We start from the raw sequence: 26,842 nt of genomic DNA, 5'->3' as shown, positions 1-26,842 counted from the left end.
ATGGAGAAGAAATTTCAAACAATCTATGATTTGTTAGCAAGAGAAATCCAAACAGAGAAAATCAAGGCAGGACAGCTGTTGCCTTCTGAAAACGAACTGACGGAGAGATTTGCGACATCCAGGGAAACGGTTCGCAAAGCCTTGCAATTGCTGTCCCAAAATGGGTACATCCAAAAGCTGCAAGGAAAAGGCTCGGTCGTGCTTGAACAGGATAAGCTGCCTTTGCCGGTCAGCGGATTGACGAGCTTCAAGGAGCTGGCCCGCTCGATGTCGCAGAAGGTGGAGACATATGTATCGTCACTTTCTAGTAAGGAAGCGAGTGGCATTACCCAACAGCTGCTGCAATGTGAGGAAGGTGCGCCTGTATGGGAGCTTCATCGTTTGCGTAAGCTGGATGGCGAAGGGGTCATCTATGATAAAGATTTACTGTTGAAGGAACTTGCTCCTGGTTTGACAGAAGAAATAGCAGCTGATTCAATCTATGATTATCTGGAACAGGATCTAGGATTATCCATTAGTTATGCAAAGAAAGAAGTTGTCGTTGAAGAAGCTCAAGCTGAAGATAAAGCAATAATGGATTTAGGAAGTTATCAACAGCTTGTCGTGGTGCGCAGTGCAGTTTATCTTGAAGATACAACTTTATTCCAATATACCGAGTCGAAGCATCGACCGGACAAGTTTCGTTTTGTCGATTTTGCTCGAAGAACAAAATGAGAAATAAATAAAATGTGCATAGCTAAGAGGCTATGCACATTTTATTGTGGGTAAAGAGAAGCTTGTACACAGAAAAATTCTGTTTGTTCACATAATTTGTGTGTAACGTAAGTTATGCACAGAAAAATTTGACGAATGCTGGTGCAATGCATTTTATCCACAGGTGGATATCATTTAAGGGCGAATCCGCTTGCCTAAAATAACTAAATCCCGCTCGATGCCATCCAATTCGGCTACGTTCGGCATATCTGCCCAGCGCTCAAATCCGAAACGCTCAAAGAGTTTAATGCTCGGTTCATTATGTCCAAAAACGAAACCTAGAACGGTCTTGAAATCCAATGCTTCGGACTGGTCCAGAACGAACTGGAGCATATCTTTTCCTAATCCTTTTCCTCTGGCATCCTGATGAATATAGATGCTGACTTCCACTGTTTTGTGATAAGCTGCCCGGCCATAAAACGGCTCCAAGCTGATCCAGCCCAGTACGATTCCGTCTTCCTCCACGACCCAAAGCGGTCGCTGTTCTGTATGATGCTGGAACCAACCCAGTCTGCTTTCCACTGATATCTCATCCAAGTCTGCGGTGACCATTCTGCCGGCAATCGTGGAATTATAAATGGAAACAATTGCAGGAAGATCATGAAGTTCTGCGATGCGGTATTGCATGTCCATTCCCCCATGGTTTTTGACTAATTATACTAAACGGTTAGATAGAAGAATAGTCTGAATGAGTTTGGGGTACTAGGTAAGCAGGTGAAATGGCAGATGAGAGGATGTGGATTATGTATTCAGTAACATTCGGTAAATTGCTGCAATTCGCTGCTATCGGCTTAGTGATTGGCTTCATCATTGGTATAGTCGCTATGCTCGGCTTTGATTTAAACTTTATGGCTATGATTCTAAGTGTATTGCTCAGCATCATTGGAGCATTTGCGGCAGGTATGTACGCGGAGCTGTATCATATTAGGCAGGCAGTGAATGAACAGACGGAGAAGACATTGAAAAAAAGAGGGTAATAAGAAATTTCGGCTGCTGCATATAGCGGCTGAACTTTTTTTTGATAAAATTTATTTCACATGTATGAAATAATAATGTATACTAATACTAGTAGAAAGCAGTAATTGGGGGTCTGTAAGTGGAAAGCAGAGATATGATTGATTTTATCGAATTAGTACGTAATGTCAATAAAGCGTTGCGTAAGGAATGGGATTTTCAGATTTCCGGACCGCAGCTTGTCTTGTTGCGGCTGTTAAAAAATAGCGGGCCGATGCGTATGTCTGATTTGGCTGAGGAAGTGGGTATCAGCTTTAGCGGGGCAACGAACTTAGGTAACCGCATGATCAAGGAAGGCTACTTGGAGCGAATCCACTCAGAAAAGGATCGCCGGGTTGTCATGCTTGCAATTACGCAAAAGGGATCTGACTTCTATGAGAGTTTTTCTGGAGCAAGGGACAAAGCATTCAGTTCTTTCCTCGGTAAACTAACAGAAGAAGAGAAAAATGAGTTCATCCGGCTCAGCCGTAAGATGCTCGCTGATTAAAAGAAAGGGGATGAGTGTATGTCGGACATTCGAAATGAAACGATACCCGATGGACACGAAATCGAACAAGCGGAAAATGAAATCAAGGAAGACGCACATAGTATAAAACGGATATTCAAGCAACCGAAGGCGGCATGGGCGGTTGCTTTTGCATGTGTCGTTGCATTTATGGGGATTGGTCTTGTCGATCCGATTCTTCCATCAATCGCTGCACAGATGGATGCAACGCCGAGTCAAGTAGAATTATTATTCACGAGTTATTTGCTCGTTACCGGAATCATGATGCTGATCACAGGCTGGTTATCCAGCCGGATCGGTCCGAAAATGACACTGCTCATTGGGTTGGTCATCATTATATTATTCTCCACTTTAGGAGGATTAGCCGGCAGTGTGGATGAATTGGTCGGCCTTCGTGCGGGCTGGGGGCTAGGTAATGCATTATTTATCTCCACAGCACTTGCCGTAATCGTCAGTGTTGCCAGCGGTGGTTCAGCAGTAGCCATCATGCTTTATGAAGCAGCTCTTGGATTAGGGATGTCAGTCGGACCGCTTCTGGGCGGACTGCTTGGATCCATCCATTGGCGTGCGCCTTTCTTTGGTGTGGCGGTATTGATGCTGATCGGATTGCTGGCGGTGTGGATATTGCTGACAGACGTACCAAAACCAGCGAAGAAAATTCCGCTTTCTGCACCATTCCAGGCATTGCGTCACCCGGGACTTTTGACGATAGGGTTGACAGCTTTATTTTATAACTTCGGTTTCTTTACGTTGCTGACATATTCACCTTTTGTCTTGAATCTCGGTGAATTCGGTATCGGATTCGTCTTCTTTGTTTGGGGAGTCATGCTGGCAATTGGGTCGATCTTTATAGCACCTTCTTTCGAAACGAAGCTAGGTACGAAAAGATCACTAAGTTTGGTAATGGTGGGTATCATCATTACGTTGGCTTTGATGGGGATTGGCGCAGATTGGCCGGTATTCCTGATAGTGATGATTGCAGTAATGGGATTATTACTTGGTATTAACAATACGGTCATGACAACAGCTGTTATGGAAGTCTCGCCGGTTGAGCGTTCTACAGCATCAGCTGCATATAGTTTCCTGCGTTTCACCGGTGGTTCGATTTCACCATGGCTCGCGGGAAAAGTGTCAGAGCATATATCGATTGGAGCTCCATACTATGTCGCGGCAGCGGCGGTGCTCGTCGGATTGCTGTTATTCACTGCTAGAAGAGGTGCAATGGATCGTTTGAGTTAAGAGAAAGGCCATGGTCATTTGACCATGGCTTTTTTTGTATGGGAAGACAAAGGTAAATGCTATAACTGTATTTCGGATTATGATACGCTGATAGTATTCGAGTCTATAGCAATTGGGGGGATTCCATGTATATCGTCCATTCGATTTTTGATGTTCCAGCGGAAAAGGCAGAAGAAGTAATTGCTATTTATCGAAATCGATCGAAATTGGTGGATCAAGCACCAGGTTTCCTACAGTTCCAGCTGCTGCATAATCAAAAGAAGCCTGGGGAGCTGACGGTTGAAATCACCTGGGAGGACAAGCAGAGCTATGTAAACTGGGTGAGCGGAGAGGATTTTAAACGAATTCATGATCTGGAGAAAAAGTATCCGGATCAAGAGCTCGCCGCTATCCGGCCAATCGTTAAGATGTACGAGGTGGTGGCCAAATGAACCAGCAGTCAGGAAAAGATGCAATACTTGATAAAATCGTGGAAGAAATCTTCAACGCTTATCCTTCTTTATATGAACGATACGGGGAAAACGGAAAGAAGCGGACACGGGAGGATAATCAGCACCATCTTGATTACCTGCAGACAGCTTATGATGCAGATGACTCGAAACTGTTTGTGGGCTACACCATATGGCTGTATGAATTGCTGTCTGCCCGTGGTATGAACGAAAGAATCATCATTGATAATTATGAACGGCTCATTCCGCTCTTGGAAGAGTACATGGACCAGGGGAAATACCTCTTTTTCAAAGTATGTCTCGAGGAAGGAATTGAGGCATTGCTTGCAGAAAAAAACTAGGACGAAGACAACTGAGGGTGATACGTGATGACAGAAGCATGGCAGCGTTTTGCTGCTGCGTTGCTTGCGGGCGATGAGCGGCAGGCGTACACAGTTTTAGCAGAGGATACAAGACCAAGTATACATGTGTACAAGGAAATCATTACACCGGCAATGTATGAAATAGGGGAGAAATGGCTGCGTAATGAAATCACTGTAGCAGATGAGCATTTGGCGACGAGCGTCTGTGATTTTGCGTTGGCACAGTATATCTATCCATTCAAAAGGCGAAACAGACAATCAGGTAAAAAAGCGATGTTTCTTTGTTTGGAGGATGAACAGCATGTTATCGGTTCAAAGATGGTTGCAGCTCTATTTGAGGAAAACCATTGGCAGGTCAGGCATATGGGACCGAATCTTCCATTATCTCATGCATTGAAAAGTGCAGAGCAATGGCAGCCCGATGTAGTCGGTTTATCGGCGGCCATTCCTTATCGAATCACTGCCTTAAAAGAATATATAGCTGCATTTGAGCAATTATCCTGGGTACCTCGGATTTTGGTTGGGGGAAGAGTTGTCGCTATGCATGATTTAAGAGCTTATTGTGGCAGACAGACAAGCATCATCTACGATCTCGAACAGATTGCTGCATGGCTTGAGGTAAAAACGGAGGCCTCGGCAGATGGTGTCCGGTAAATTCCTTCCCCTTCCGTATTTTTTGCTTGATGAGGAGCTTACCATACTGGATTATTCCCGTCCTGCCAGCGATATCTTTTTAATTGGCGATAATTTCATTACGTTGGTCGATGAAGACAATAGGCAGAAAGTCAGCCAGTATATACAGCCTCATTTTTCGGAAATGAAAATAGAACTTAATATGAAAACGAAACACGACCCTCTCGCGATGTTCGGCATTTCTGTGCAATGGGAAGGCAATAAAGTGCATATACTATGTGTGGAAAAAACAAAAGAGGTAGACACTCTCTCAGATCAGCTGATAAAGCTCCGAAGCAGACTGTCAGAAACAGATTTTGAACTGCTTGAAAAGAAGGAAGAGCTGGAGGATGCGATAGCTCGAATTCATAAATTGAGCGGTCCATTCATCCCTCTTTATGCAGAAGCGGGGCTTGTCCCGTTGTTCGGAGATCTTCAAGCTGATAATCTGCAGGTGATTGAGGAGAACATTTTGTATCGTATTGAGGAAGGGGATTACGAGCAAGTATTCTTCGACTTCCATGCAGTAGGGAATATAACGGACGATGGAAAAAGGCGGCTTGGTCAACTATTCGAAACTATCCAGCTGATGGGGACAAAAACAGTAATCGTCGGACTATCTCCGACACAGGTCAGTGGACTTAAGTCAAAAGGGACGCTGCAGGCGGCTTCTATGGCCAGCTTAAAACAGGCGATAGCCAAATATATAAAAAAGCAGAACCAAAAGTAGTTCTGCTTTTTTTTCTTATAGGTCGACTGTATAAACGTCGCTTTTGTTCACATTCTTCAAATATATCTTGTCTGGGTTGATTTCCAGTACAACATAATCTGGATCATTTGGTCCGTCAAGCCAAGCGCTGAAGCTATCCTTCCAAAGCTGCTGTTTCAGTTCCGAAGATTCACTGACTTTTGCTTCAGCCTCGATTTCAACATACTCATCTCCGACCCCGTCGCCGTTATATCCTAGCAGGATATGGACGTTATGATTGTTTTCGATATCGTCCACCTTGTGTGAACTGCCGCTTGTTGCGCAATATAATGTATATCCTTCGTTGAAGAAGGCCATATAGCGAGTATAAGGCTTACCACCTTGAACGGTAGCAAGTGTGCCGATCTTTTGGTTTTCCAGGATCTGTTCCACATGTTTTCTGACTTCTGCTTGTTCCATCATGATCTCCTCCTTCTGATTTCTAAAGGTAGTATCCCTTTTTTGGCAGCTTATTAAACCCGAAAAAAGGGAAGTGTATATGGAGTGGAAGAAAGACTCGTCTAAAAGCCAACTAATGGAGGGAATCGTATGACTAAGATGCAGGAAGAGAAAAAACCACAAACAAAGTGCCAGTCAGAATTTGGCGAGTTAAAGCATGTTGTTGTCTGTCCGCCGGCATATATGGAAATACGCAAAGTCATTAACGAAACACAAAAGCATTATCTGAATCATAATATCGATCAAGATCTAGCTATGAAACAGCATACTGACTTTGTAAAAGCTTTACGGGATCACGGAGTGGATGTGATGTCACTGCCGGCTCATGAGCAATTTAATGAACAAGTATATACCCGGGATATCGGTTTTTGTATAGGCGATACATTATTTACTGCAAATATGGGTGATGAAATACGCAAAGGGGAAACGAAAATACTTCGGGAATGGCTGGAAAAACAAGGACTTACATACAAGATGGTAGATGAGGGGACAATTGAAGGCGGTGATGTCGTTGTTGACGGTCAGCGTGTATGGATTGGCCTCAGTAAACGGACAGATGAGAAAGCCGTACAGCAAGTACAGCAGCAGCTGCCGGAATATGAAGTGATCCCAGTAAGGATCCGTGAGGATATCCTTCATTTGGATTGTGTCTTCAATTTGGTCCGGGAAGACCTGGCAATTATTTACCCCGATGCTTTTGAAACGGACGATCTAGAACGTTTCCGTAAACTGTACAATACAATCGAGATTTCGGAAGAAGAACAATTCTATATGGGTACGAATATCCTTTCCTTTGCACCTGATAAGCTATTAAGCCTGCCTTCAAATAAGCGGGTCAATGAGGCATTGCGTGAGGAAGGAGTGACAGTAATCGAAGTAAACTTCTCGGAAATCATCAAGTCGGGCGGTTCTTTCCGATGCTGTTCCCTCCCGCTGCAGCGCCAATGAACGTATAAAAAAGAAAGAAATATATATCCTAAGGCTTGGCTGGCATGAGCGGATTGCTTTACTTCTGTTCCAAGCCTTTAGCATAATAAAATGTGGAGGCGATCAGATTGGATAATTTTACGTTTTATAACCCAACAAAATTGATTTTCGGTAAAGACCAATTAGATAAATTGAAAGAAGAAATTCCTGCATATGGCAAGAAAGTATTGCTTGTCTATGGCGGCGGAAGCATTAAGCGCAGCGGCTTATATGAAAAGGTATTGAAAGAACTAGAAGAAATCGGTGCAGAAGTATTCGAACTTTCTGGAGTAGAACCAAACCCGCGTGTTTCTACTGCGCGTAAAGGTGTGGAAATCTGCAAAACGGAAGGAATCGATGTATTGCTTGCAGTTGGCGGCGGAAGTGTAATCGACTGTACGAAAGCTATTGCAGCAGGTGCGAAGTATGATGGAGATGTATGGGATATCGTAACGAAAAAAGCATTCGCAGACGATGCTCTTCCATTCGGTACTGTACTCACCCTTGCAGCGACAGGTTCTGAAATGAACTCCGGTTCTGTTATCACGAACTGGGAAACAAATGAAAAGTACGGCTGGGGAAGTCCTCATACATTCCCGAAATTCTCTATCCTGGATCCGCAGAACACATTCACTGTACCGCGTGATCAGACGATCTACGGTATCGTCGACATGATGTCACACGTATTGGAGCATTATTTCCATTCAACGACGAATACAGAATTGCAGGATCGCTTCTGCGAATCCCTATTGCTTACGGTAATGGAAACAGGACCGAAGCTGCTTGATGATCTGGAAAATTACGATTACCGTGCAGCTATCCTTTACAGCGGAACAATGGCTTTGAACGGCGTATTGAACATGGGCTATCGCGGCGACTGGGCAACACATAACCTTGAGCATGCTGTATCTGCTGTGCATGACATTCCGCATGGCGGCGGTCTGGCAATTCTATTCCCGAACTGGATGAAGCATGTACTCGACGATGAGACTGCACCGCGCTTCAAACAGCTTGCTGTCCGTGTCTTCGGTATCGATCCAACAGGCAAAACGGATAAAGAAGCTGCACTTGAAGGAATTGATGCATTGCGTGCTTTCTGGAACAGCATTGATGCACCAGCTACGCTTCGCGACTACGATATTTCCGAAGACAGCTTGGAATTGATGGCTGAAAAAGCATACGCGAACGGAGAGTTCGGCGGCTATCGCAAACTGAATAAAGAAGATTCACTTGAGATCTACAAAGCATCTTTCTGATAATCAGAAGAGAGCCTGCGCAAATATGCGCAGGCTCTTTTTTAGGAGCTTACCATCGTACCGCCGTTCACATGAATGATCTGACCAGTTACATAAGAGGAATCTTCAGAAGCTAGGTAAACATAGGCTGGAGCAAGCTCATAAGGCTGACCGGCACGTTTCATTGGTACATCCTGCCCGAATGTGGCAACATCCGCTGCTGAGAAACTGGAAGGAATGAGTGGTGTCCAAATTGGCCCCGGCGCGACGCCATTCACTCTGATCCCTTGTGTTGCAAGATTTTGGGATAACGCTCTCGTGAAACCAACAATAGCACCTTTTGTGCAAACATAATCAATCAGATCTGGTTTTCCTTCATACGCAGTCACTGATGTTGTATTAACAATCGTGCTTCCTCTTTTCAGATGCGGCAGTGCAGCTTTTGTCAGATAGAAGAAAGCAAAAATATTTGTGTGGAATGTTGCATCCCATTGAGCGGTAGAGATATCGGTCAGCGAATCCTGAGGGAATTGGACACCATGATTATTTACGAGAATATCCAATTTTCCATAAGTGTCGATTGTATGGGAGATAACAGCCTGGCAATGTGCTTCGCTCCGCAAATCACCGACAATCAGTGTGCAGCGCTGCCCAAGCTGTTCTATCCGGTTCTTAGTCCGTCTGGCATCTTCGTTTTCATATTCATAATAGTAGGCAATAACAATGTCGGCACCTTCCTTGGCAAAAGCGATGGCAGCGGCTGCACCAATTCCGCTGTCCCCTCCAGTGATGATTGCTGTCTTTCCTTTCAGCTTTCCTGAACCTTTATAGGTGTCTGTCTCAATAATTGGCTTTGGCCGCATCAGCCCCTCTATTCCGGGCTGCTGGTCTTGGTGCTGAGGCGGAAAGTAAAAGTTCGTGCCGGGTTGGACCGGCCGGTTTTTGCTATATTGCTGCTGCGTCAATTCTTGTCCTCCTCTTCATACGTGGCTCCAAATGAAATATATGCAAAAGATGCTCTTGATTTGCCAAAAAAGAGGAATTTTACGTTAGGAAACAGAACAGAAGGGGAAAAGGATTCAGAATGTGATTTAATACGAGTTGGAAAGGGGTCTTATTCATGGAAAAAGTATTTATCAGTCCAAGCCGGTATGTTCAAGGAAAGGGTGTACTTCAGAAAGCTGGGGAGTATGTGAAAAAAATCGGGGACAATGCCCTTGTCCTTGCAGATGAATTTGTCTGGGACTTGGCGGGAAATACAGTGCTTGAGAATCTGGAGCAGAGCGGTATCCAAACGAAGAAGACCGTATTCGGCGGAGAAGCATCAACAGAAGAAATCAAGCGTATTGCTGCTGATGGGAAGGAAAGTAATGTTGTCATCGGTATCGGAGGCGGAAAGACACTTGATACTGCAAAAGCAGTAGCAGACGAGCTGAAAGTTGGTGTGGTGATCCTGCCGACAACAGCATCAACTGATGCTCCTACGAGCGGATTGAGTGTTATCTACTCTGAGGAAGGAACATTCGAAAGCTATAAGTTCTACGACAAAAACCCGGACCTTGTCCTTGTCGACACAAAGATCATCGCGCAGGCACCACCTCGTTTCCTGGCTTCCGGAATTGCAGATGCAATGGCTACGTGGGTGGAAGCACGTGCTTCTATCGAGGGACGCGGCAAAAACATGGCTGGCGGACTGGCTACGATTGCTGGACAAGCGATTGCAGAAAAAGCGGAAGAAGTTCTCTTCGAATACGGACTGCTTGCTTATGAGGCCAACAAACGACAAATCGTTACACCTGCTTTGGAAGCGGTTGTCGAAGCAAATACACTGCTTAGCGGACTTGGGTTTGAGAGCGGCGGACTAGGTGCGGCACACGCCATCCATAATGGCTTCACCGCGCTGCATGGTGAGATTCATAGCCTTACCCATGGTGAAAAGGTTGCATTTGGTACGCTGACACAGCTTGCGCTCGAGGATCGTACACTTGATGAAATCAACACGTACATTGATTTCTACCTTTCCCTCGGTCTCCCAGTTACACTGGAAGACATCAAACTTAAGGATGTTTCGGATGAAGACTTACTGAAGGTTGCCGAGCTTGCAGTGCAGGAAGGTGAATCGATTCATAACCTGCCTGGTACCATTACAGCAGATCAAGTCGTAGATGCCATTAAAGCAGCAGATCAATACGCAAAAGCATATAAAGAGTTGATTGGCTACGAAGCCTGATTAACAAAGATAAAAAGCTGGAACAGGAAAAAATGTTCCAGCTTTTTTCTTTTGCCCATTGACGTGTATTTCTGTACTAGTGTACTATGTTATTAATACAGTAATACATCAGGAGGGTTTATTTCATGAAAGCTTGGCTAGCATTAGTAAAGAAGGAATTTCGTGTCGGATTGCCAATTTTACTTTTGGCAATCGTACTATTCCTTGTCGGCTTGGTTATAGTTACCGTCAGTACCTATCGCTTTGGGTATGCTTGGGATGGTGTTGGAATCATCGGATTAGCCTGGGGCGGCGGACACTTTTTCTTCATGGCAATCTACATGCTTTACAGTCTCGCGGTGGAGAGAAAAAGGTTGCATCTCTGGCTTCACAATCCGATGCATGCCTCGGGGCTTCTCGCAGCGAAGTTAGTAACAGGCACAGTTTACATGATCATTTCATTGCTTGTCGTAAGTATTGCAGCATATGTGGGAGGTTTGCACTTTGTAGAGTTCTCAGAGGGCACGTGGTTCAAGATTGGTTTGATTGCCTTCGTGCATGTAGTTATGTTCGCAATAGATTTTTCTGTATATGTCATTCTTGCATATGTTGTATTCCTGTTATTGGAAAGATACATGCCGGCATTCCTTAGCGGAACAGTGGTTTTCATCGGATGGTGGGTATTCGCTTATCTTTTCTTCGGTCTCATAGGGAATTCAAAAATTTATGCAGCTATTTCAGAATGGGGAAGAATCGACTTAGGCTTTGTCGCTAATTCACTTCAATTCGACATTAGTATTAGGGAAGCAATAGTCAATTTTCAAGGTGAAGACACTTTCATCTATGCTGGTAACTACGTCATTGAACTGATCACCATTCTTATCATCTATTTCATCGCATCCTGGTTATTAGACAAAAAAGTAGAGGTGTAGAGTATGACCGATACATTTCAATCATCCCAGCCCATATATCTGCAGCTGGCAGATAGGCTGAATAGACAAATTGTCAGCGGCGAGCTGAAGCCTGGCGACAAGCTGCCTTCCGTACGGGAAACGGCAGTTGCATCGAAAGTAAATCCGAATACGGTACAACGGACGTACCGCGAACTGGAGGCATCGGGAATCGTGGAATCACGCAGAGGGCAAGGAACATTCGTTACGGAAAATGAAGATATTCTCCTTTCTATACGTGAGAAGCTGAAGCAAGAACAAATACAGAATTTCATCCAAGTCATGCATGATATGGGCTATGAGAACGATGAGATCACAAAAGGCCTGCAAACCTATCTGGAAGGAGGAGCAGTGAATGATTGAATTTAAGAATGTGACGAAACGGTATATGACAAAAACAGCATTGCGAGACGTGAATTTAAAGCTCGATAAAGGCAAAATCATAGGCCTGGTCGGGCTGAACGGAGCAGGTAAATCAACAACGATGAAGCTGATTGCCGGACTGATTAATCCGACCAAGGGATCTGTGGAACTGGATGGTAAGAAAGTGACGCGCCGGATAGCGTCGAAGGTGAGTTATCTGTCTGAGCTGGATGAGTATTATACCTTCTATACTGTCCAGCAGACAATTGATTTCTTTGCGACGCAATTTCCTGATTTCAATAAAGAAAAGGCAGAGGAAATTCGTGCATATATGAATCTTGATGCCAATACAAAGGTAAAACATCTGTCCAAGGGGAATCGCGGCAGGCTTAAAATCATTCTCACATTGTCCAGGGAAGTGCCTATCCTCTTGATGGATGAGCCGCTTTCCGGGTTGGACCCGCTTGTGCGGGACTCCATTGTAAAAGGTCTGATCACATTTGTAGACACGGAGAATCAGCTTGTTCTCCTTTCCACGCATCAAATCATGGAAGTTGAAATGATTCTTGATGAAGTGATTGCAATCAAAGATGGTGAGCTGGTGGATCACAGGAATGTAGAAGAACTGCGCTACGATGAGCAGAAGGGCATATTGGAATGGATGAGCTCGATCTATGAGTAAAGAAGCACTTCAACTTTTATTACAAGCAAAGGAGCGAAAAAGCATGCAAAAACAGCCAGCAGTAGAAATAAAGCAGGTTACCAAAGTGATTCGCGGCCGAAAAATCATCGACCGTATCAATTTTTCCATCTATCCCGGTGAGGTGTTCGGCTTTCTAGGGCCGAACGGGGCCGGTAAAACAACAACAATCCGGATGATTGTCGGACTGATGGGCATCACGGATGGAGACATTCTTATCAAAGGCAATAGTATCAAAACATCCCATGGTGCAGCTATGAAACATATCGGTGCCATCGTCGAGAATCCGGAGATGTATAAGTATCTTTCCGGTTATCTGAATCTTGTGCATTTTGCGAGGATGAGTGATGGCGTAGATAAGAATCGGATCGATGAGGTTATCGAGCTTGTAGGCTTGAAGAATCGGATCAACGATAAGGTGAAAACATATTCCCTCGGGATGAGACAACGTCTCGGTATCGCACAGGCCCTGCTGCATCGTCCGGATGTACTTATCCTGGATGAACCCACGAATGGATTGGATCCGGCTGGGATTCGGGAGATGCGTCATTATATCCGCAATCTTGCTGAAAAAGAAGGCCTTGCCGTTATCGTATCCAGCCATTTGCTGAGCGAGATGGAATTGATGTGTGATCGAATCGGGGTCTTGCAGCAGGGTAAAATGCTCGGAGTGCAGCAAGTTCACGAGATGTCGAGTGAGCAGACACAAATGGTCAGCTTCCAAGTCGAACCATTGGAACAAGCTGGAGCTGTCCTCCGTGATATGGGCAGCAAGCAACCGCAGATCAAGGATAAACAAGTCTTTGTCGAGCTGACGCGTGATGAAATTCCAGCAGCTGCTGCAAAGCTTGCTAAGGAAGGAATCAGCATTTACGGTATCCAAGCAGAAACAAAGACATTAGAAGATACATTCCTGGAATTGACTGGAGGGAAGGAAATTGTCTAAATTCATCGGGTTGGTGCGAAATGAACATATGAAAACATTCCGTCGTCTATCAACGTGGATCATGGTGGGAATTGCGGCTGCTTTGCTGATTACGATTGCAGCTTTTACAGCGTATTACGCTGAGGACAGCAGCGGAGACTGGCGAGCAGATACAGAGCAGCAGATACAGGATCTGCAGAAGCAAGTTGAAAATGGCGATGTGGATGCAGCAGCTGCACAACAGGATATGGCTGCAATGCAATACCAGCTGGATCAGGATATCGCACCAGTTCAAAGTGATTCACTTGCTGCTTATATGGAAAGTGTCATGTACTACTGTGCACCGTTTCTGATTCTGTTCATCGCTATCATTGCAGGCGGACTTGTTTCCACTGAATTCGGTACAGGGACAATCAAACTATTACTTACTAAGACGCCTTCCCGTTTCAGTGTGTTAACTTCCAAGTATGTAAGTATGTTCATCACAACAGTTATCTTCTTTGTATTCTTTATTGGATTTTCCTTTATTGTCGGCGGTCTATTCTTCGGATTCAATGGATTTGACGCGAAAAGTGTGATTTTTGATAATGGAGAAGCTGTGACGAATAATATATTGGCTTCTACCATGAGAGATTACGGACTGAACTTTGTCCAAACATTCATCTATGCAACTATTGCATTTGCTCTATCTACCATCTTCCGTAACACAGCCTTGGCAATTGGATTTTCCATCTTCATTTCCATGTTCTTCCCGACCATCAGTTTCATACTTTCCAGATATGAATGGTCGAAGTATATCTTATTCAATAACGTGGATCTGACAGTATATAACCCAGGTAATACACCAATCGTCGACGGCATGACACTGGGCTTCTCAGTTGCGGTAATGGCAATCTATTTTGTCATCATCACTTGCATAACTTGGTTCAGTTTCATGAAACGAGACGTTACAGCTTAAGCACTTCAGTTGCTTTATGTTTAAAATAACGGTAAAAAGGAAGTAGTAATACTGTATGCAGCTTTTTAAAACTAACAAACGAAATAGGAGTGAATTAACATGAGTGACGTATTATTCACATCTCACGCAAAAGCAACTGGCGGTCGTGAAGGACATGTAAAATCTGATGATGGTTTGATCGATCTTGATCTTGTCCAACCAGGAAGCAAAAAGGATAGCGTAGGTTCCAATCCGGAGCAGCTATTCGCTGCTGGTTACTCTGCATGCTTCGATGGAGCATTCAACCATGTAGCAAGAGCTGAGCGCAAACGCGTTGAGACGGAAACTTCTGTTGATGTCAGCCTACTGAAAGATGGCGATGGATTTAAAATCGCAGCTGCTATCACTGTAGATGTTAAAGGTGTTTCTCAGGAAGAAGCGGAAGATCTATTAGAAAAGACGCATCAGTTCTGCCCTTACTCCAAAGCGACTCGCGGCAACATCGATGTAGATTTGAAAGTGAACGTTGTAGAATAACAAGCAAAAAAACCACTTCCTATCTGGGAAGTGGTTTTTCTATGCTCATTTTTTGCGTTGGAATAAAAACTTTGCCAGCAATGTCTGACAGATGACGAACAGACCGCCGACCGCCCAGTACAGCGGAAGTACAGCTGGTGAGCTGAAAGAGATAAAACCAATCATGAGCGGAGAAATGATACCGATCATACGGGCTTGCTGTCTTCTGGCTGGATCAACGCCGATTTGAGAAACACGATATTGCAGCCAATAAACTGCCATCGCAATAACCATGAGGGCGATATCCGGTGTTCCAAGATTAAACCAGAGGAAATCGTGCGTCGCGATTTCGGGTGTATTTCGAATAGCTGAATAGAAGCCGATCAGGAAAGGCATCTGAATCAAAAGCGGCAGACAGCCCATCGCGGAAAATGGATTCATGCCGTGTTTACGATACAACTCCATCATTTCCTGCTGCTGCTTCTGTTTCGACTCAACATCGGTTTTGTTTTTATATTTTGCCTGCAAAGCATCAAGCTCTGGCTTGAATAGCTTCATTTTCTCCTGTGTTTCATAACTCTTCTTGAGCTGCATCAGCATGAAAGGCATCAGGATGAGTCGTACCGCCAACGTGATCAAGATGACACTGATTCCGTAATCGTCATTGAAATTGCCAGCAATCCATTTGATCAAGTAAGAGAAAGGACTGATGAAGTAATGGTTGAACCATCCTTCACTAGTTGCGCCTCCGCTGCTGCTTTGGCATCCTGCCAGCAAAACTATCAGACCTATGGAGCTTAAGATAATACCGTACTTTTTAAAGAATGTGGATACAGATGTGCGTTGCAATTTGTTTTTCCTCCTTGTTGTATCGATTGGTTATCTGGATACAAACAAGAAGCTGCTTCGCCATCATCATCCGGACCGTCTTTCCGCATGGTAGTGCGGGCGAGCCAATGGACGATCGGCCTGCTGTAAGAAACGGCAGTAGGAGTATGCGATTGCCAGCTGTCTAACGTGCAGACATGCTGCCATTGCATCGCATCACTAGTACGAAAACGACTCGTAACTTTCGTTGTTGCTCTATGTGCCAGGATAAAAGTCATCGTCAGCCCGATATAAAAGACCAACGACGTAAAATCATCCGCGAATATATTCCAAAAAGCATACAGCATCTGTATACACCTCCTTTCGTTCCTTCTATTTTCCTATAGTTCTAGAAACTTGTCAAAACTGCGCAGGGATTTTCGTTTCGTTTGGAGAAATGGCTAAGAGAAGCGTTTTCTCTGCTAACAGCGGTTTATTTGAACAGTTTTATGACGGAGGGGGACGAACATGATAAACTGGTTAACAAGACTACAAGCTGCAGAGGTGAAACCGATGTTCAAGATACGCGAAGCAAAGGTCTCGGATTATGACCAAGTCGCTGTTCTGTACAAGGAATTATACAATACGCATTATACAAATCAGCCGGAGCATTTTGCCAAGAAGGCAGAACCGCTTGACCACCACGTTTTTGAAAGCAATATATACTTGGATAATAAGAAAGTATTCTTAGTGGAAAAAGCAAAGGAAGTTATGGCTTTTGCTACGATACGGGTGACGAACGAGACAATCTCTCACAAGGCACATATTTTCATTGAAGAATTCTGTGTGCGTTCCGATATGCGCGGCAAAGGAATCGGAGGACATCTATTTGAAAAAATCAAGCGCCATGGGAAAAAGATAGGGGCATCAGAAATAGAGCTGAATGTGTGGAATTTTAACAACCGTGCAGAAGATTTCTACGTCAAGATGGGCATGCAGACACGCTCAAAACGAATGGGAATATCATTGAAATAAGTAGATAATTGTCGAATTGACCCCTCGTACAGAGGGGCTTTTCTGTGTCAAGAAAAAAAGTTAAATATTTGTAAATATTTATGTAGCCAAGCTCTTTTATGCCATTTATAATAATCTGGAATTAGATAAATATATTTCCAGGAGGATACATACGTGACAAAGAAGCTATTGGTTGGAATAATCATGGTTTTGCTTTGCCTGCAAGTAGTAGCACCACAGACGGCTTCTGCTGCTATTAAACAAAAAGACCTTGAAGCCTACGCGGCTGAGCTAGGTACAGATGTGGAAGGTTTGAACCGCTATCTGGTAGATTTTGAATGGGGGACAATTGAAGATTTTGAACCAAGTTCGATCGATGAATTGCGTGATTGGCTTGGAGAGCCGGTAACAAAAGAAAATTTACAGTCTTTCTTGAAAGAGACTGGTTATACAATTGAAGATATAAATGCAAGTTTGAAAGCAATGGGTTTGACAGATTATACTGCAGAAGATATTTTACTTTATGAAGATCTGTCCTGGGTAATGGGTTATCCTGCTACTTCGCAAAATCTACAGGAACTAGCAGCAGAAGTAGGTCTCACAGAAAAAGAATTGGCTGATTTGTTCGCTGCGAATGGATTGGATTTATACAGCTATGGAACTATGGAAGAATTAAATGAAGTGATTTACAACGAAATAAACGGGGTATCATTGTATTTCTTATTGCAGGAAGTAGAATTGAGCCAGGAGGAATTTGACCAGCTGCTTGCGGATAACGGTGTGAAGCTGGAAGATTTCTCAAGCTATGAAGAGCTTATGGATTTCGTTTATGAAGAATCGGGTTATTATGAGTTCTCCCGCGAGGATTATTGGGAAATGCTGAGTTCTTTCCTTGATCTTATCGGAGTAAGCCAGGACGAGTTTTTCCGAGCTTATGATCATCTGGAAAGTGTTGTATTGAGCGATCCGGAAGCATTCATTTCTGGTCTGGAAGATATTGCACTTCGCGCAGAAGCATTGGGAGACTTTGAAACTTCCACAGAATTAACGGAAGAGCAAGGGAAAGAACTCATCTCGATATGGAATGATTTGATGAATCTTTTCCAAATGAAAGCTGAATTCTATCTGGTTGATGGCAATACGAAAACACCTGTAACGTTTGAAGAACTACTGAAAGTAACAGATCTCGAGAATCGTATTTTGCTTGTAGATTTGTTTGACTTACAGGGCAATCACCTATTGAACTTTACTATAACTGGCGAATTGTTTGGTTCTGATTTGCTCACAGGTGCTCCAGCAGTAGAATTACCTGTACAAGAAAAACCTTCTGAATCAGAACATAAGCACGAAGCACCTGTATTAAAAGAGAAAGTAACAGTCACACCAACGAAGACTGCGACGGAGACAGTGAAAGAAGAAGGCAAACGTCTTCCGGATACAGCTTCTCCTGTTGGCAATATTCTAGTGGCCGGTGCAGTATTGATGGCTGCTGGTGCAGTACTATACGCATGGAACCGACGGAAGAAACATAGTAATTAATAATGGAAGCACCACGAATCATTTAATTCGCGGTGCTTTTTCTATATAAAAAGTGAAACAATCTGACAAGGTGCTCCGTACATATTATGGAAATAACAAAATTGTTACAGGGAAAGGGCGAACGAGATGACAGAACCGGCAATGCAGCTGATTGGTCTGAAGAAGCAAATCGGATCGAAACTGATTGTGAAGGGTTTGGACTTCGACATTCAGCCGGGTGAGGTATTCGGATTCCTCGGACCAAACGGAGCAGGTAAGACAACGACAATTCGGATGATGGTAGGCTTGATTCGTATATCAGAAGGCGACGTGCGGATACAAGGAAAAAGCATCAAGACGGACTATAAAGAGGCAATCCGCCATGTTGGAGCAATTGTCGAGAATCCGGAATTATATGGGTTCATGTCCGGATACAAGAATTTGCTTGTATTTTCTAGGATGATTCCCGGGATATCAAAGGACCGCATTGATGAAGTAGTGAAACTCGTAGGATTGGAGAAGCGCATTCATCAGAAAGTGAAGAGGTATTCCTTAGGTATGAGGCAGCGGCTTGGCATTGCACAGGCATTATTACATAACCCGTCCATTTTGATATTGGATGAGCCGACGAATGGTTTGGACCCATCAGGTATCCGAGAAATCCGTCAGTATATCCGCAGATTAGCAGAACAAGAGAATGTTGCAGTCATTGTCTCCAGTCATTTGCTTTCGGAAATGGAGCTGATGTGTGACCGGATCGGTATTTTGAAGAATGGGGAACTTATTTCCATCCAGCAAATCCAAAATATTGAAGAGGACACACCAGCAGAAGTCGTGCAAATTGATTGTCCGGCTGCCTTTCACGAAAAAGCACAGCGTCTCTTGCAGGAGAAATTCGGAATCACTGCAATGGCGAGCGGTGAGAAATTGGCATTTCCGATAACGCGGGAAGAAATTCCATCCATCATTAGAGCACTGGCTGTCGCCGATATCGAGCTGTATGGTTTTGCAGTGGAACGGAAGACACTAGAGGATAAATTCTTACATGTGATTGGAGAGAATGTCATTGAGTAACTTTTTCCAGCTTGTTCGAAACGAGCAAACGAAGCTGTACAGCCAGCTGTCGACGTGGATCATGCTTGGCATTCTTATAGTGGTAGTACTAGGCTTCGCTATTCTGATGCGGACAGCAGATGGATTTGTATCGGATTATGATGATGCGACATGGAAGCAGCAATTGCAAGAAGAGAACGAATCACTTGCGGAATTCGACCCGGCAGATTCAAATATCTTAATCAATAACTACCGGATAGAGAATGATTTGAAACCTGAAGGCATGACGGCTTGGGAATTCCTTTACCAGGGTAATTTCCTAACCAGTGTGCTCAGCTTGCTGACAATCATAGTAGCTGGCGGAATAATAGCAAATGAATACCGCTGGGGAACAATAAAGCTCTTATTGATTCGTCCGGCGACAAGGACGAAGATTTTCTTTGCTAAATATACAAGTGTATTGCTTTTTGCTTTGACTGCATTGATTGTATTATTTGTCTTCTCTTGGTTATTCGGAATGTTGTTCTTTGGTCTTGGGGGCGACGGTTCCATGCTGCAAGTGAAAGATGGGGAAGTCGTTGAGATCTCTGTGTGGACCCGAATAGCACAGGACTATGGCCTGCAGCTGGTGAAGCTGGTCGTATGGGCAACATTCGCCTTCATGATTTCCGCGGCATTCCGAAATGGAGCCTTGGCAATCGGAACAGCCATCTTCCTAATGTTTGTCGGCAGCTCGGTTATTCCATTCATTTACGATAAGCCATTTGCGAAGTATGTCTTATTTTCGAATCTGGATTTGACTCAGTTTACAACGGGTATGAAATTAATTGATGATTTAACGCTTACATTCGCGATTGTGACTATAATTGTGTATTATCTTATCTTTTTAGTCGTAGGATGGGTATTGTTCGCCAAACGCGATGTAGCAGGTCATTAAAATAAGAGAGGGGAATTGAAATGGTAAAAAGAACAGCAGAAAAAGTGTTAGTAATCATTGGGGCAGTAATATTTCTCATTTCCGCAGTTACAACAGCAATCGGGTTAGGGGGTGCCTCGGATTCATCCACTGCTAATCAGCTTTCAGGTATGGGTTATTCGCAAGAGGAAATATCTTTGGTTACAGATTTGGTTGGCGGAATCTCGATCTGGTTCCTCGTTGTTTATATCATTTGCGCCATCCTCGGATTTGTTTCCTTGCGCATGCTTAAGCCTGACAGACAGGCAAAGGGTGCAGGCATTTTGCTCATTATAACTGCCGTACTAGGTACAATACTAACTGTCTTCACAGGTTTCATCAGCGGCATCCTTTATTTGATCGCAGGTATCATGGCGATTGTGCGAAAGCCTGTTGAGCAATATAATGATAGAGGAGAAACGTATTAAGAAGTAACGCAGGAAGGAGGTTTGACATGTTGAAACGAACAGCGGAGAAGGTACTTGCCATCATTGGTGCAATTGTCTTCCTCATTACTGCGGTCATGACAACAGTTCAGGTAGCTACATACGATCCTGAGGCTGCTCGCGATCAGATACTCGAAAGCGGAGTTGATCAAACAGTTGATACTGGTATGATTGCCGATATCGCAGGCTCCATTGGAATCTTTGTCATAATCGTGAGTGTCATTAGTGCCATCTTAGGTATTGTGGCAGCAGTTAAGCTGAAGACGGATCGTAAACAGACTGGCCTTGGTATCATGCTTATAATCGTGGCATTGGTAGGTTCTATCGGTACTTTCCTATCGGGCTTTATCGGCGGAATGGTTTATATTATTGCGGGTGTTATGGTGCTGGCGAGAAGACCAGCGGATGAAATCAGATAACTAAGAGAGAAAGAGGGAAAACGGTTGATCAAACGTACTGCGGAGTTAGTCTTAGGAATTATAGGGGTAGTATTTAATGTCTTGGGTGCTATTCTTGTTGGATTGTTCATGGGTGTAGCGGGTAATTCCATCAATGAAGAGATAAAGAATGATCCGACTATCACTGCTGAAGATGCAGCATTAGCCAGCAATTTTGTCGATGGTTTAGGTTGGTTCTATGTCATCGTTTGTGTGATCGGAGCCATCCTTGGTGTGGTAGGTATCTTGCTTTTGCGCCGTAACAGCAGTGCCATAGCTTCTGGCGTGATCTTCATCGTTGCTGCGGTTTTGATAACATTCCTGACATTATTCGTTGCAATTATTCCAGCGATTCTCTATCTGGTTGCGGGTATCTTGGCAATAGTCCGCAAGCCCATTGATACAAATGAAAATACAATAGAGAGTTACTGAATCCATAAAGGGGTACTGCCATTGGCAGTGCTCCTTTTTAAATGGATAATGCTAGGAAAGCAAGCAGTATGCCGCTTATATAGCTGCATAGCAAGTAACCGAGAGCCATGGCTATTTTCCTTCTGCTGCCCAGTTGAACAATCTCCAAGAAAAAAGTGGAGAAGGTCGTAAATGAGCCGAGAAATCCAACGGCGAGGAAGTTATACCAGCCCGCTCCCCAATCTGCTTGGAGCACGAGTCCGATTAGGAAGGAACCCATAATGTTAATCAGGAAGGTACTTAGAGGGAAGTTGTTCCTCCAAAATGTTTCGACTCGTCTGCTTATTTCGTAACGAGAAATTGCTCCAAGCCAGCCGCCTGCAAGTACCATGATAAGACTCATAATGACTGCTCCTTTATGACTTGATTCGGCGAAAGTCGAAGACCAATGAGCAGTGCTGCTATTCCGCCTGTTGTACTACAAACGAGATACACCAAGCCAATATGTGTCATGCCATCTTGGATGAGAAGAGCTGTTTCCAGGCTGACAGTCGAAAAAGTTGTAAATGCTCCGATCATGCCTGTTGTCAATGCTTTAGCTAGAGCAGGTTTATCTGCAAAGTAGCGCCTTTTCACAAAGTTAGTCATATAACCCATAGCGAAACATCCTATCATATTGATGCAAAGCGTCCCTGTTGGAAAATTACCAGTCTGCGGTACCAATGATCCAATAAGATAACGGAGAAGGGCACCAAAACTGCCGCCGCAGCCAATTGCGAGATACATTTTCATACACAAAACCTTCTTTGCCCGCATATAATGCTGTATGCCTGTATTATACCCCATTATCTGTGTTACGCTAGCAGGACGGATTCAGAAGGAAAGGTAGTATGATTATGATGAAAAATGCGGCGGTTTTAAGTGAGGAATATTTCTTATCCTACTTTCGCCTGCTGATGAATACGCGCGGCTGTTCTGTAGAAGAAGCTTATCACCTCACAATTGAGCAGATTTTCGAAGGAGATATCAATCTCTTTGGCGAAGACACCAAAAAGAATTTCAAACTTGCTTATCAAGCAGTCAAAGGAAACTGATGCTTCCTGACATGCTCCATTTGACATTGAGAATGGTTATCAATTAAAATGAGAGCAGATGAAGGGAAGTGAATGAAGGTGGCAAGTGTACTGATAGCATTCACCAGTATGTCAGGCAATACAGAGGAAATGGCTGACATTATGGAACAGACGCTGGAAGAAAAAGGAGTCGAAGTGACAAAGCTCCAAATTGATATAGATCAGTTAGACGTTTTTACGATGACCGATTATGATGGTATCTTAATGGGTACCTATACATGGGGCGATGGAGATATTCCCTATGAAATAGAGGATTTCTACGATGAGTTGGATGACATTGAACTGGATGGAAAACCAGTGGCCCTTTTTGGATCCTGTGATTCCATCTATGCTAGCTACGGTGCTGCAATTGATACATTCCAGGAAAAATTCAAGGAGCGCGGAGCGGAAATCGCTCTTGAAACTCTGAAAGTCGACCTCTCCCCAGAAGACGAGGATATCCGTAACTGTCAGGAATTCGCTGCTTCGTTTGCTTCTGTAATAGAGAAAGAACGCAGTTTATAAAAAGCAGTCTGCTTCAAGCAGACTGCTTTTTATTTTGTAGAAATGTGTTTACAAACTTTTTAAATTTTAAAGGGGATATGTAGAATAATGTCGAATAAATTCGGGTATAGAGACGGATAGGAGGCAGGACTATGGACATATTTCAAATACATACAAAGCACCACGATGATATGATTGATATTACTGACTCTATTCAGCGCTATATCCAATCAATTGGCATCCAAGAAGGAATAGCAGTCATCTCTTCTTTGCATACGACGGCGGGCATTACCGTTAATGAAAATGCTGATCCCGATGTAAAGCGGGATTTTCTTCGCAGGCTCAGGGAGATATATCCTTGGGAACAAGAACAGGATTTGCATGCGGAGGGAAATACGGCAGCACATTTGAAAACGAGTACCGTCGGACATGCTCAGACAGTGTTAATCTCTGAGGGTGAGCTCGTATTAGGAACATGGCAAGGTATTTACTTTTGTGAGTTTGATGGACCGAGAACAAGAAAATATGCAGTCCAAGTACTATCATCCGGAAAGGAAGGGGTATGATGGAACAGCTTTCTGTATGTGCCATGTGCGGGACAGTCCTTGATATACCGGAGAAGGGTGAATTGCTGATGCGTTCACCAGAATCATTCAGGAATTCATCATCAGAAAATCCGCCTCGGCAAGAAGATACATATACGATTCTCCAATATTTCAGCTTACAGCAATTAGAGCAGATGCTCCTGTCCTTGCGCAGTCAAAGTATACCGGGTGTAAGGTGTACCGTCGCCAAGAAAGTAACTAATAGCTATCCGATGGTATCTGTCGAGGAGCTGCTCCAACGTGTTCAATTTCCGCATTTCACAGACATTATTCACAAGGGAGCATTCCAGTCTTTCCTGCAGCCGATCGTTTCCATGAAGAATGAGGAAATATTCGGGTTCGAGCATTTGCTGCGGGCAGATAAACGGGAAGTCTCACCAGCTGCACTATTTAATTTCGCAGCAGAAGCAGGACTTACTTCTATGCTCGACCAGCGAGCGAGGAAGACTGCAGTCAGAAAAAGGGCACAGGAAGCTATTCCCGATGGGGTAAAAAGCTTCATCAATTTCCTGCCATCAACCATTTATAATCCTGACTTCTGTCTAAGGCAGACATTCCATACAGTCGAACAATATGGAGTGGATCCGAAAGACCTTGTTTTTGAAGTAGTTGAGACAGAGAAATTGGATGACGTTGCTCGCTTGAAGCGTATCTTTAAACGGTACAAGCAAGAAGGAATGAAGGTTGCCCTGGATGATGTAGGAGCAGGCTATTCCACGCTTGAACTGCTTAAAGAATTGGAGCCCGATTTTGTCAAGATTGACAGAGCATACATATCTTACTGCGACAGCGATACGCAGAAACAGGAATTTCTATATAAAGTAATGGACGTTGCCCGCCTCCTTGGCACACAGGTGCTGGCAGAAGGTATTGAAAGGCAAGAGGAGCTTTCTTTCTGTAAACAAATTGGAATGGATTTAGCCCAAGGCTACTTTATCGGGAAACCGAGCACCGAAGCTGTATCAGAAGACGTGCTGTTTCCTACTAGATAATAGATTCGTCAGAACCACCCTGTTATCAATCGGAATGTATACGATTGATAGCGGGGTTTTTAAACTTTATTAGAGAAATCGATCGAAATATTTTACATTTTCTTAAAAATAACTTCAAGTTCTGGAAAGCCTGCCGATATATTGAAAGTCATTATACGGTGGGAAATAGCTGTGTAATAGCTATCATCAGGGGGATACTGGAATGAAATTATTGAAAAATGTAAAAATCAGGACAAAAATGCTTATTTTAATCTTGGTTGGTGCTATTGCACTGGGGATTGTAGGAACGTCTGGGATAATGTATACCAGGGATATGGCAAAGGATGCCGAAATGATGTACAAGGAGAAGCTTCTCCCTAACTTGTCTATAAGTCAGATTCGAGTGAATAATAGATCGAACGATGCGTTTGTATTGGAATTAATGCTTAACAAGGACTCTGCGAGAAATGACGAGTTAAGTGAAATGCTTTCACAGTCCAGTGCTCAAGTAGAGGAAGAACTAGAAAAACTGGAAAACAGCGGTATGTCAGCAAGAGGAAAAGAAATCTTAGAATCTTATAATAAAGAACGCAATAAATTAAATGACATTAGGAACCGAGTGCTGAAATTTGCATTGGTAAATCAAAATGAGGATGCATACAATCTTTTTGTAGAAGAACAGATTCCGCAGCGTACAGTAGTAAATGATATTCTGCAAGAACTGCAGGACCAGAATACGAAGGAAGCAGAACAAACTTATGTGCAGGCAACTGAGGACGTAAGACTAGCTACCATAGTCTTATCTAGCGCATAGGTGTAGCCTTAATACTGCTTATTACAATAGGAATCCTTATATCGAAGCTTATCGTCTCTCCAGTGAAAGAGATGCGTATTTTATTGGGCAAGGCGGCAGATGGAGATTTCAGTTCGGATGGCACGTATCAATCCAAGGATGAGATGGGCGCACTGACAGCTTCTTATAATGCTATGGCAGATGGCATGCGGTCTATTATCCGAGTTGTGAATGATACATCTCAGCAAGTGGCTGCATCTGCAGAAGAACTGAGTGCAAGTGCGGAACAAAGCAGTTCTTCATCTGAACATGTAGCCAAAACGATTCAGGAGCTGGCAGAGGGTTCAGTCCAGCAGCTTGAGCTAGTTACAACTGCTACAGGGACAATGGGCAGTATGGGGCAGCATACGAGCAAGCTGGCTTCAAACGCCCAAAATGTAGAAGAAGCAGTGCAGAAGACATCTGAACTATCTGTCCAGGGAGGACATGCAATCAAGGATGTGAATGAACAGATGGAAACTATCACTTCCCATGTGCAGGAGCTTTCTGCGTCGATCGACAGTTTGAACAAACGATCTCGGGAAATCAGTGATATTACGAGCGTTATCACGGATATCTCCGCACAGACCAATCTTCTTGCGCTGAATGCCACTATCGAGGCAGCACAGGCTGGAGAGCATGGAAAGGGATTTGCGGTAGTCGCGGATGAGGTGCGCAAGTTAGCTGAGGAAACGAAGGGAGCAGCAGGACAAATTGCTGCTTTGGTTGACTTTATCCACCAGGATACGACTAAAACAATCGATCTGATGCAGCATGCAGCGGATGAAGTACAAGCTGGTACACGAGTTGTCGATCAAGCGGGCGGTTCTTTCCTTCAGATTGAAACTGCGGTAGCAGGTTTGGTGGATGAATTCAAAGAGGTGAGAGTTGCTCTGGAAGGTATGATTGCTGGTACAGATTCAGTCAATATGTCACTTGGGGATGTGAACGAGGTCGCAGAAGAAGGAGCAGCTTCGACCGAAAGTGTGTCAGCTGCAACAGAACAGCAGCTGGCTGCCATGCAGGAAATTGCGGCATCATCCAGTTCTCTTGCATTTATGGCAGAGGAGCTTCAAACCGCTATTGCTCGTTTCCGTGTGTAAGTTAATTGGTTAGCAGATAGTAACCAATAAAGGATAAGATTAATAATAGAAAAACATATATCATCCATTTCA

At 43.8% G+C, this 26,842-nt stretch carries 37 protein-coding genes; 30 read left to right on the top strand and 7 right to left on the bottom strand.

The annotated features are described in order from the left end of the window. Nucleotides 1-714 (top strand): trehalose operon repressor, encoded by a 714-nt coding sequence (treR, locus tag ACH6C1_RS14170; RefSeq protein ID WP_374078071.1) that lies wholly within the window; start codon nt 1-3, stop codon nt 712-714. A 174-nt stretch (nt 715-888) separates the two neighbouring features. Here the strand turns inward: treR and ACH6C1_RS14165 are convergent, their stop codons facing one another. After that, nucleotides 889-1,380, bottom strand: coding sequence for a GNAT family N-acetyltransferase (locus tag ACH6C1_RS14165; RefSeq protein ID WP_374078068.1), 492 nt, complete (start codon nt 1,378-1,380; stop codon nt 889-891). 116 nt (nt 1,381-1,496) lie between these two features. On the opposite strand from ACH6C1_RS14165, the gene ACH6C1_RS14160 reads away from it, so the two are divergent. The 7 genes from ACH6C1_RS14160 (at nt 1,497) to ACH6C1_RS14130 (ending at nt 5,724) form a co-directional block, all read left to right on the top strand. Further along, nucleotides 1,497-1,730, top strand: coding sequence for a hypothetical protein (locus tag ACH6C1_RS14160; RefSeq protein WP_286160781.1), 234 nt, complete (start codon nt 1,497-1,499; stop codon nt 1,728-1,730). Nucleotides 1,731-1,849: 119 nt separating this feature from the next. Further along, complete coding sequence (locus ACH6C1_RS14155; RefSeq protein ID WP_095223958.1) at nt 1,850-2,254, top strand: MarR family winged helix-turn-helix transcriptional regulator; 405 nt, start codon at nt 1,850-1,852, stop codon at nt 2,252-2,254. An 81-nt stretch (nt 2,255-2,335) separates the two neighbouring features. After that, nucleotides 2,336-3,511: an MFS transporter gene (locus ACH6C1_RS14150; protein ID WP_374078602.1), complete on the top strand. Its 1,176-nt coding sequence runs from the start codon at nt 2,336-2,338 to the stop codon at nt 3,509-3,511. Between the two features lie 125 nt (nt 3,512-3,636). Beyond that, the gene (locus tag ACH6C1_RS14145; RefSeq protein WP_095223960.1) at nt 3,637-3,942 is read left to right on the top strand and encodes an antibiotic biosynthesis monooxygenase family protein; all 306 of its coding nucleotides are present in this window, start codon (nt 3,637-3,639) and stop codon (nt 3,940-3,942) included. Then, nucleotides 3,939-4,301 carry a hypothetical protein gene (locus ACH6C1_RS14140; RefSeq protein WP_374078064.1) on the top strand — a complete coding sequence of 121 codons (363 nt, stop codon included), beginning with the start codon at nt 3,939-3,941 and terminating at the stop codon, nt 4,299-4,301. The genes ACH6C1_RS14145 and ACH6C1_RS14140 overlap by 4 nt, the downstream gene beginning before the upstream one ends. Nucleotides 4,302-4,328: 27 nt before the next feature. Next, nucleotides 4,329-4,976, top strand: coding sequence for a cobalamin B12-binding domain-containing protein (locus ACH6C1_RS14135; RefSeq protein WP_095223962.1), 648 nt, complete (start codon nt 4,329-4,331; stop codon nt 4,974-4,976). Beyond that, nucleotides 4,963-5,724, top strand: coding sequence for a hypothetical protein (locus ACH6C1_RS14130; RefSeq protein WP_374078061.1), 762 nt, complete (start codon nt 4,963-4,965; stop codon nt 5,722-5,724). The genes ACH6C1_RS14135 and ACH6C1_RS14130 overlap by 14 nt, the downstream gene beginning before the upstream one ends. A gap of 15 nt (nt 5,725-5,739) precedes the next feature. On the opposite strand, the gene ACH6C1_RS14125 is transcribed toward ACH6C1_RS14130, so the two are convergent. Beyond that, nucleotides 5,740-6,165 (bottom strand): pyridoxamine 5'-phosphate oxidase family protein, encoded by a 426-nt coding sequence (locus ACH6C1_RS14125; RefSeq protein WP_374078058.1) that lies wholly within the window; start codon nt 6,163-6,165, stop codon nt 5,740-5,742. A 126-nt stretch (nt 6,166-6,291) separates the two neighbouring features. Between ACH6C1_RS14125 and ACH6C1_RS14120 the strand changes: the two genes are divergently transcribed. Both ACH6C1_RS14120 and ACH6C1_RS14115 read left to right on the top strand, forming a co-directional pair. Then, nucleotides 6,292-7,149 carry a dimethylarginine dimethylaminohydrolase family protein gene (locus tag ACH6C1_RS14120; protein WP_374078056.1) on the top strand — a complete coding sequence of 286 codons (858 nt, stop codon included), beginning with the start codon at nt 6,292-6,294 and terminating at the stop codon, nt 7,147-7,149. Nucleotides 7,150-7,256: 107 nt separating this feature from the next. Beyond that, entirely contained in the window at nt 7,257-8,423 is a 1,167-nt protein-coding gene (locus ACH6C1_RS14115; protein ID WP_374078054.1) for an iron-containing alcohol dehydrogenase, read from the top strand. 41 nt (nt 8,424-8,464) lie between these two features. Here ACH6C1_RS14115 and ACH6C1_RS14110 read toward each other — a convergent pair whose 3' ends face one another. Continuing rightward, complete coding sequence (locus ACH6C1_RS14110; RefSeq protein ID WP_095223967.1) at nt 8,465-9,367, bottom strand: SDR family oxidoreductase; 903 nt, start codon at nt 9,365-9,367, stop codon at nt 8,465-8,467. 155 nt (nt 9,368-9,522) lie between these two features. On the opposite strand from ACH6C1_RS14110, the gene ACH6C1_RS14105 reads away from it, so the two are divergent. The 7 genes from ACH6C1_RS14105 to ACH6C1_RS14075 all read left to right on the top strand — a co-directional run bounded on the left by ACH6C1_RS14105 (nt 9,523) and on the right by ACH6C1_RS14075 (nt 15,023). Next, nucleotides 9,523-10,632, top strand: a complete 1,110-nt coding sequence (locus ACH6C1_RS14105) for a glycerol dehydrogenase (RefSeq protein WP_374078051.1) — start codon at nt 9,523-9,525, stop codon at nt 10,630-10,632. A gap of 125 nt (nt 10,633-10,757) precedes the next feature. Further along, complete coding sequence (locus ACH6C1_RS14100) at nt 10,758-11,543, top strand: hypothetical protein (RefSeq protein WP_374078049.1); 786 nt, start codon at nt 10,758-10,760, stop codon at nt 11,541-11,543. A gap of 3 nt (nt 11,544-11,546) precedes the next feature. Further along, entirely contained in the window at nt 11,547-11,924 is a 378-nt protein-coding gene (locus tag ACH6C1_RS14095; RefSeq protein ID WP_095223970.1) for a GntR family transcriptional regulator, read from the top strand. Continuing rightward, the gene (locus ACH6C1_RS14090) at nt 11,917-12,606 is read left to right on the top strand and encodes an ABC transporter ATP-binding protein (RefSeq protein WP_374078047.1); all 690 of its coding nucleotides are present in this window, start codon (nt 11,917-11,919) and stop codon (nt 12,604-12,606) included. Before ACH6C1_RS14095 ends, ACH6C1_RS14090 begins: the two co-directional genes overlap by 8 nt. 43 nt (nt 12,607-12,649) lie before the next feature. Next, the gene (locus tag ACH6C1_RS14085) at nt 12,650-13,570 is read left to right on the top strand and encodes an ABC transporter ATP-binding protein (RefSeq protein WP_095224080.1); all 921 of its coding nucleotides are present in this window, start codon (nt 12,650-12,652) and stop codon (nt 13,568-13,570) included. Next, on the top strand, nt 13,563-14,507 hold the full coding sequence (locus ACH6C1_RS14080) for an ABC transporter permease (RefSeq protein WP_374078043.1): 945 nt from the start codon (nt 13,563-13,565) through the stop codon (nt 14,505-14,507). The genes ACH6C1_RS14085 and ACH6C1_RS14080 overlap by 8 nt, the downstream gene beginning before the upstream one ends. A gap of 99 nt (nt 14,508-14,606) precedes the next feature. Next, nucleotides 14,607-15,023, top strand: a complete 417-nt coding sequence (locus tag ACH6C1_RS14075; RefSeq protein WP_366248680.1) for an organic hydroperoxide resistance protein — start codon at nt 14,607-14,609, stop codon at nt 15,021-15,023. A gap of 45 nt (nt 15,024-15,068) precedes the next feature. Here ACH6C1_RS14075 and yidC read toward each other — a convergent pair whose 3' ends face one another. Both yidC and ACH6C1_RS14065 read right to left on the bottom strand, forming a co-directional pair. Continuing rightward, nucleotides 15,069-15,851: a membrane protein insertase YidC gene (yidC, locus tag ACH6C1_RS14070; protein ID WP_374078041.1), complete on the bottom strand. Its 783-nt coding sequence runs from the start codon at nt 15,849-15,851 to the stop codon at nt 15,069-15,071. Next, the gene (locus ACH6C1_RS14065) at nt 15,800-16,177 is read right to left on the bottom strand and encodes a hypothetical protein (protein WP_095223975.1); all 378 of its coding nucleotides are present in this window, start codon (nt 16,175-16,177) and stop codon (nt 15,800-15,802) included. The genes yidC and ACH6C1_RS14065 overlap by 52 nt, the downstream gene beginning before the upstream one ends. Nucleotides 16,178-16,337: 160 nt before the next feature. Here ACH6C1_RS14065 and ACH6C1_RS14060 point away from each other — a divergent pair, with 160 nt between their 5' ends. The 7 genes from ACH6C1_RS14060 to ACH6C1_RS14030 all read left to right on the top strand — a co-directional run bounded on the left by ACH6C1_RS14060 (nt 16,338) and on the right by ACH6C1_RS14030 (nt 21,664). Beyond that, nucleotides 16,338-16,844, top strand: coding sequence for a GNAT family N-acetyltransferase (locus ACH6C1_RS14060; RefSeq protein WP_374078038.1), 507 nt, complete (start codon nt 16,338-16,340; stop codon nt 16,842-16,844). A gap of 153 nt (nt 16,845-16,997) precedes the next feature. After that, nucleotides 16,998-18,362 (top strand): processed acidic surface protein, encoded by a 1,365-nt coding sequence (locus ACH6C1_RS14055; RefSeq protein WP_374078035.1) that lies wholly within the window; start codon nt 16,998-17,000, stop codon nt 18,360-18,362. 126 nt (nt 18,363-18,488) lie between these two features. Then, nucleotides 18,489-19,415, top strand: a complete 927-nt coding sequence (locus tag ACH6C1_RS14050) for an ABC transporter ATP-binding protein (RefSeq protein ID WP_374078033.1) — start codon at nt 18,489-18,491, stop codon at nt 19,413-19,415. Then, nucleotides 19,408-20,331: an ABC transporter permease gene (locus ACH6C1_RS14045; protein WP_095223979.1), complete on the top strand. Its 924-nt coding sequence runs from the start codon at nt 19,408-19,410 to the stop codon at nt 20,329-20,331. The genes ACH6C1_RS14050 and ACH6C1_RS14045 overlap by 8 nt, the downstream gene beginning before the upstream one ends. Nucleotides 20,332-20,351: 20 nt before the next feature. Then, a complete protein-coding gene (locus ACH6C1_RS14040; protein ID WP_374078031.1) occupies nt 20,352-20,777 on the top strand; it encodes a DUF4064 domain-containing protein in 426 nt (141 codons plus the stop codon). Between the two features lie 26 nt (nt 20,778-20,803). Next, a complete protein-coding gene (locus ACH6C1_RS14035) occupies nt 20,804-21,214 on the top strand; it encodes a DUF4064 domain-containing protein (RefSeq protein WP_095223981.1) in 411 nt (136 codons plus the stop codon). A 24-nt stretch (nt 21,215-21,238) separates the two neighbouring features. Next, a complete protein-coding gene (locus tag ACH6C1_RS14030) occupies nt 21,239-21,664 on the top strand; it encodes a DUF4064 domain-containing protein (protein ID WP_176465792.1) in 426 nt (141 codons plus the stop codon). A 37-nt stretch (nt 21,665-21,701) separates the two neighbouring features. Here the strand turns inward: ACH6C1_RS14030 and ACH6C1_RS14025 are convergent, their stop codons facing one another. Then, nucleotides 21,702-22,046 carry a fluoride efflux transporter FluC gene (locus ACH6C1_RS14025; protein ID WP_374078027.1) on the bottom strand — a complete coding sequence of 115 codons (345 nt, stop codon included), beginning with the start codon at nt 22,044-22,046 and terminating at the stop codon, nt 21,702-21,704. Then, a complete protein-coding gene (gene crcB, locus ACH6C1_RS14020) occupies nt 22,043-22,435 on the bottom strand; it encodes a fluoride efflux transporter CrcB (RefSeq protein ID WP_374078024.1) in 393 nt (130 codons plus the stop codon). Before crcB ends, ACH6C1_RS14025 begins: the two co-directional genes overlap by 4 nt. A 98-nt stretch (nt 22,436-22,533) precedes the next feature. Between crcB and ACH6C1_RS14015 the strand changes: the two genes are divergently transcribed. The 6 genes from ACH6C1_RS14015 (at nt 22,534) to ACH6C1_RS13990 (ending at nt 26,770) form a co-directional block, all read left to right on the top strand. Then, nucleotides 22,534-22,737 carry a hypothetical protein gene (locus ACH6C1_RS14015; RefSeq protein WP_374078022.1) on the top strand — a complete coding sequence of 68 codons (204 nt, stop codon included), beginning with the start codon at nt 22,534-22,536 and terminating at the stop codon, nt 22,735-22,737. Between the two features lie 78 nt (nt 22,738-22,815). Beyond that, entirely contained in the window at nt 22,816-23,280 is a 465-nt protein-coding gene (locus ACH6C1_RS14010; RefSeq protein ID WP_095224082.1) for a flavodoxin, read from the top strand. 131 nt (nt 23,281-23,411) lie between these two features. Continuing rightward, nucleotides 23,412-23,825, top strand: coding sequence for a secondary thiamine-phosphate synthase enzyme YjbQ (locus tag ACH6C1_RS14005; RefSeq protein WP_374078020.1), 414 nt, complete (start codon nt 23,412-23,414; stop codon nt 23,823-23,825). Then, nucleotides 23,822-24,856, top strand: a complete 1,035-nt coding sequence (locus ACH6C1_RS14000; protein WP_374078018.1) for an EAL domain-containing protein — start codon at nt 23,822-23,824, stop codon at nt 24,854-24,856. The genes ACH6C1_RS14005 and ACH6C1_RS14000 overlap by 4 nt, the downstream gene beginning before the upstream one ends. A 202-nt stretch (nt 24,857-25,058) precedes the next feature. After that, nucleotides 25,059-25,649: an MCP four helix bundle domain-containing protein gene (locus ACH6C1_RS13995; protein ID WP_374078015.1), complete on the top strand. Its 591-nt coding sequence runs from the start codon at nt 25,059-25,061 to the stop codon at nt 25,647-25,649. Further along, a complete protein-coding gene (locus tag ACH6C1_RS13990; RefSeq protein WP_374078600.1) occupies nt 25,646-26,770 on the top strand; it encodes a methyl-accepting chemotaxis protein in 1,125 nt (374 codons plus the stop codon). The genes ACH6C1_RS13995 and ACH6C1_RS13990 overlap by 4 nt, the downstream gene beginning before the upstream one ends. Nucleotides 26,771-26,842: the final 72 nt, after the last annotated feature.

Source organism: Terribacillus sp. JSM ZJ617 (genome assembly GCF_044383785.1).
In the GTDB taxonomy this organism is placed as follows: domain Bacteria; phylum Bacillota; class Bacilli; order Bacillales; family Amphibacillaceae; genus Terribacillus.
This window is presented reverse-complemented; position numbering and strand designations above follow the sequence as displayed.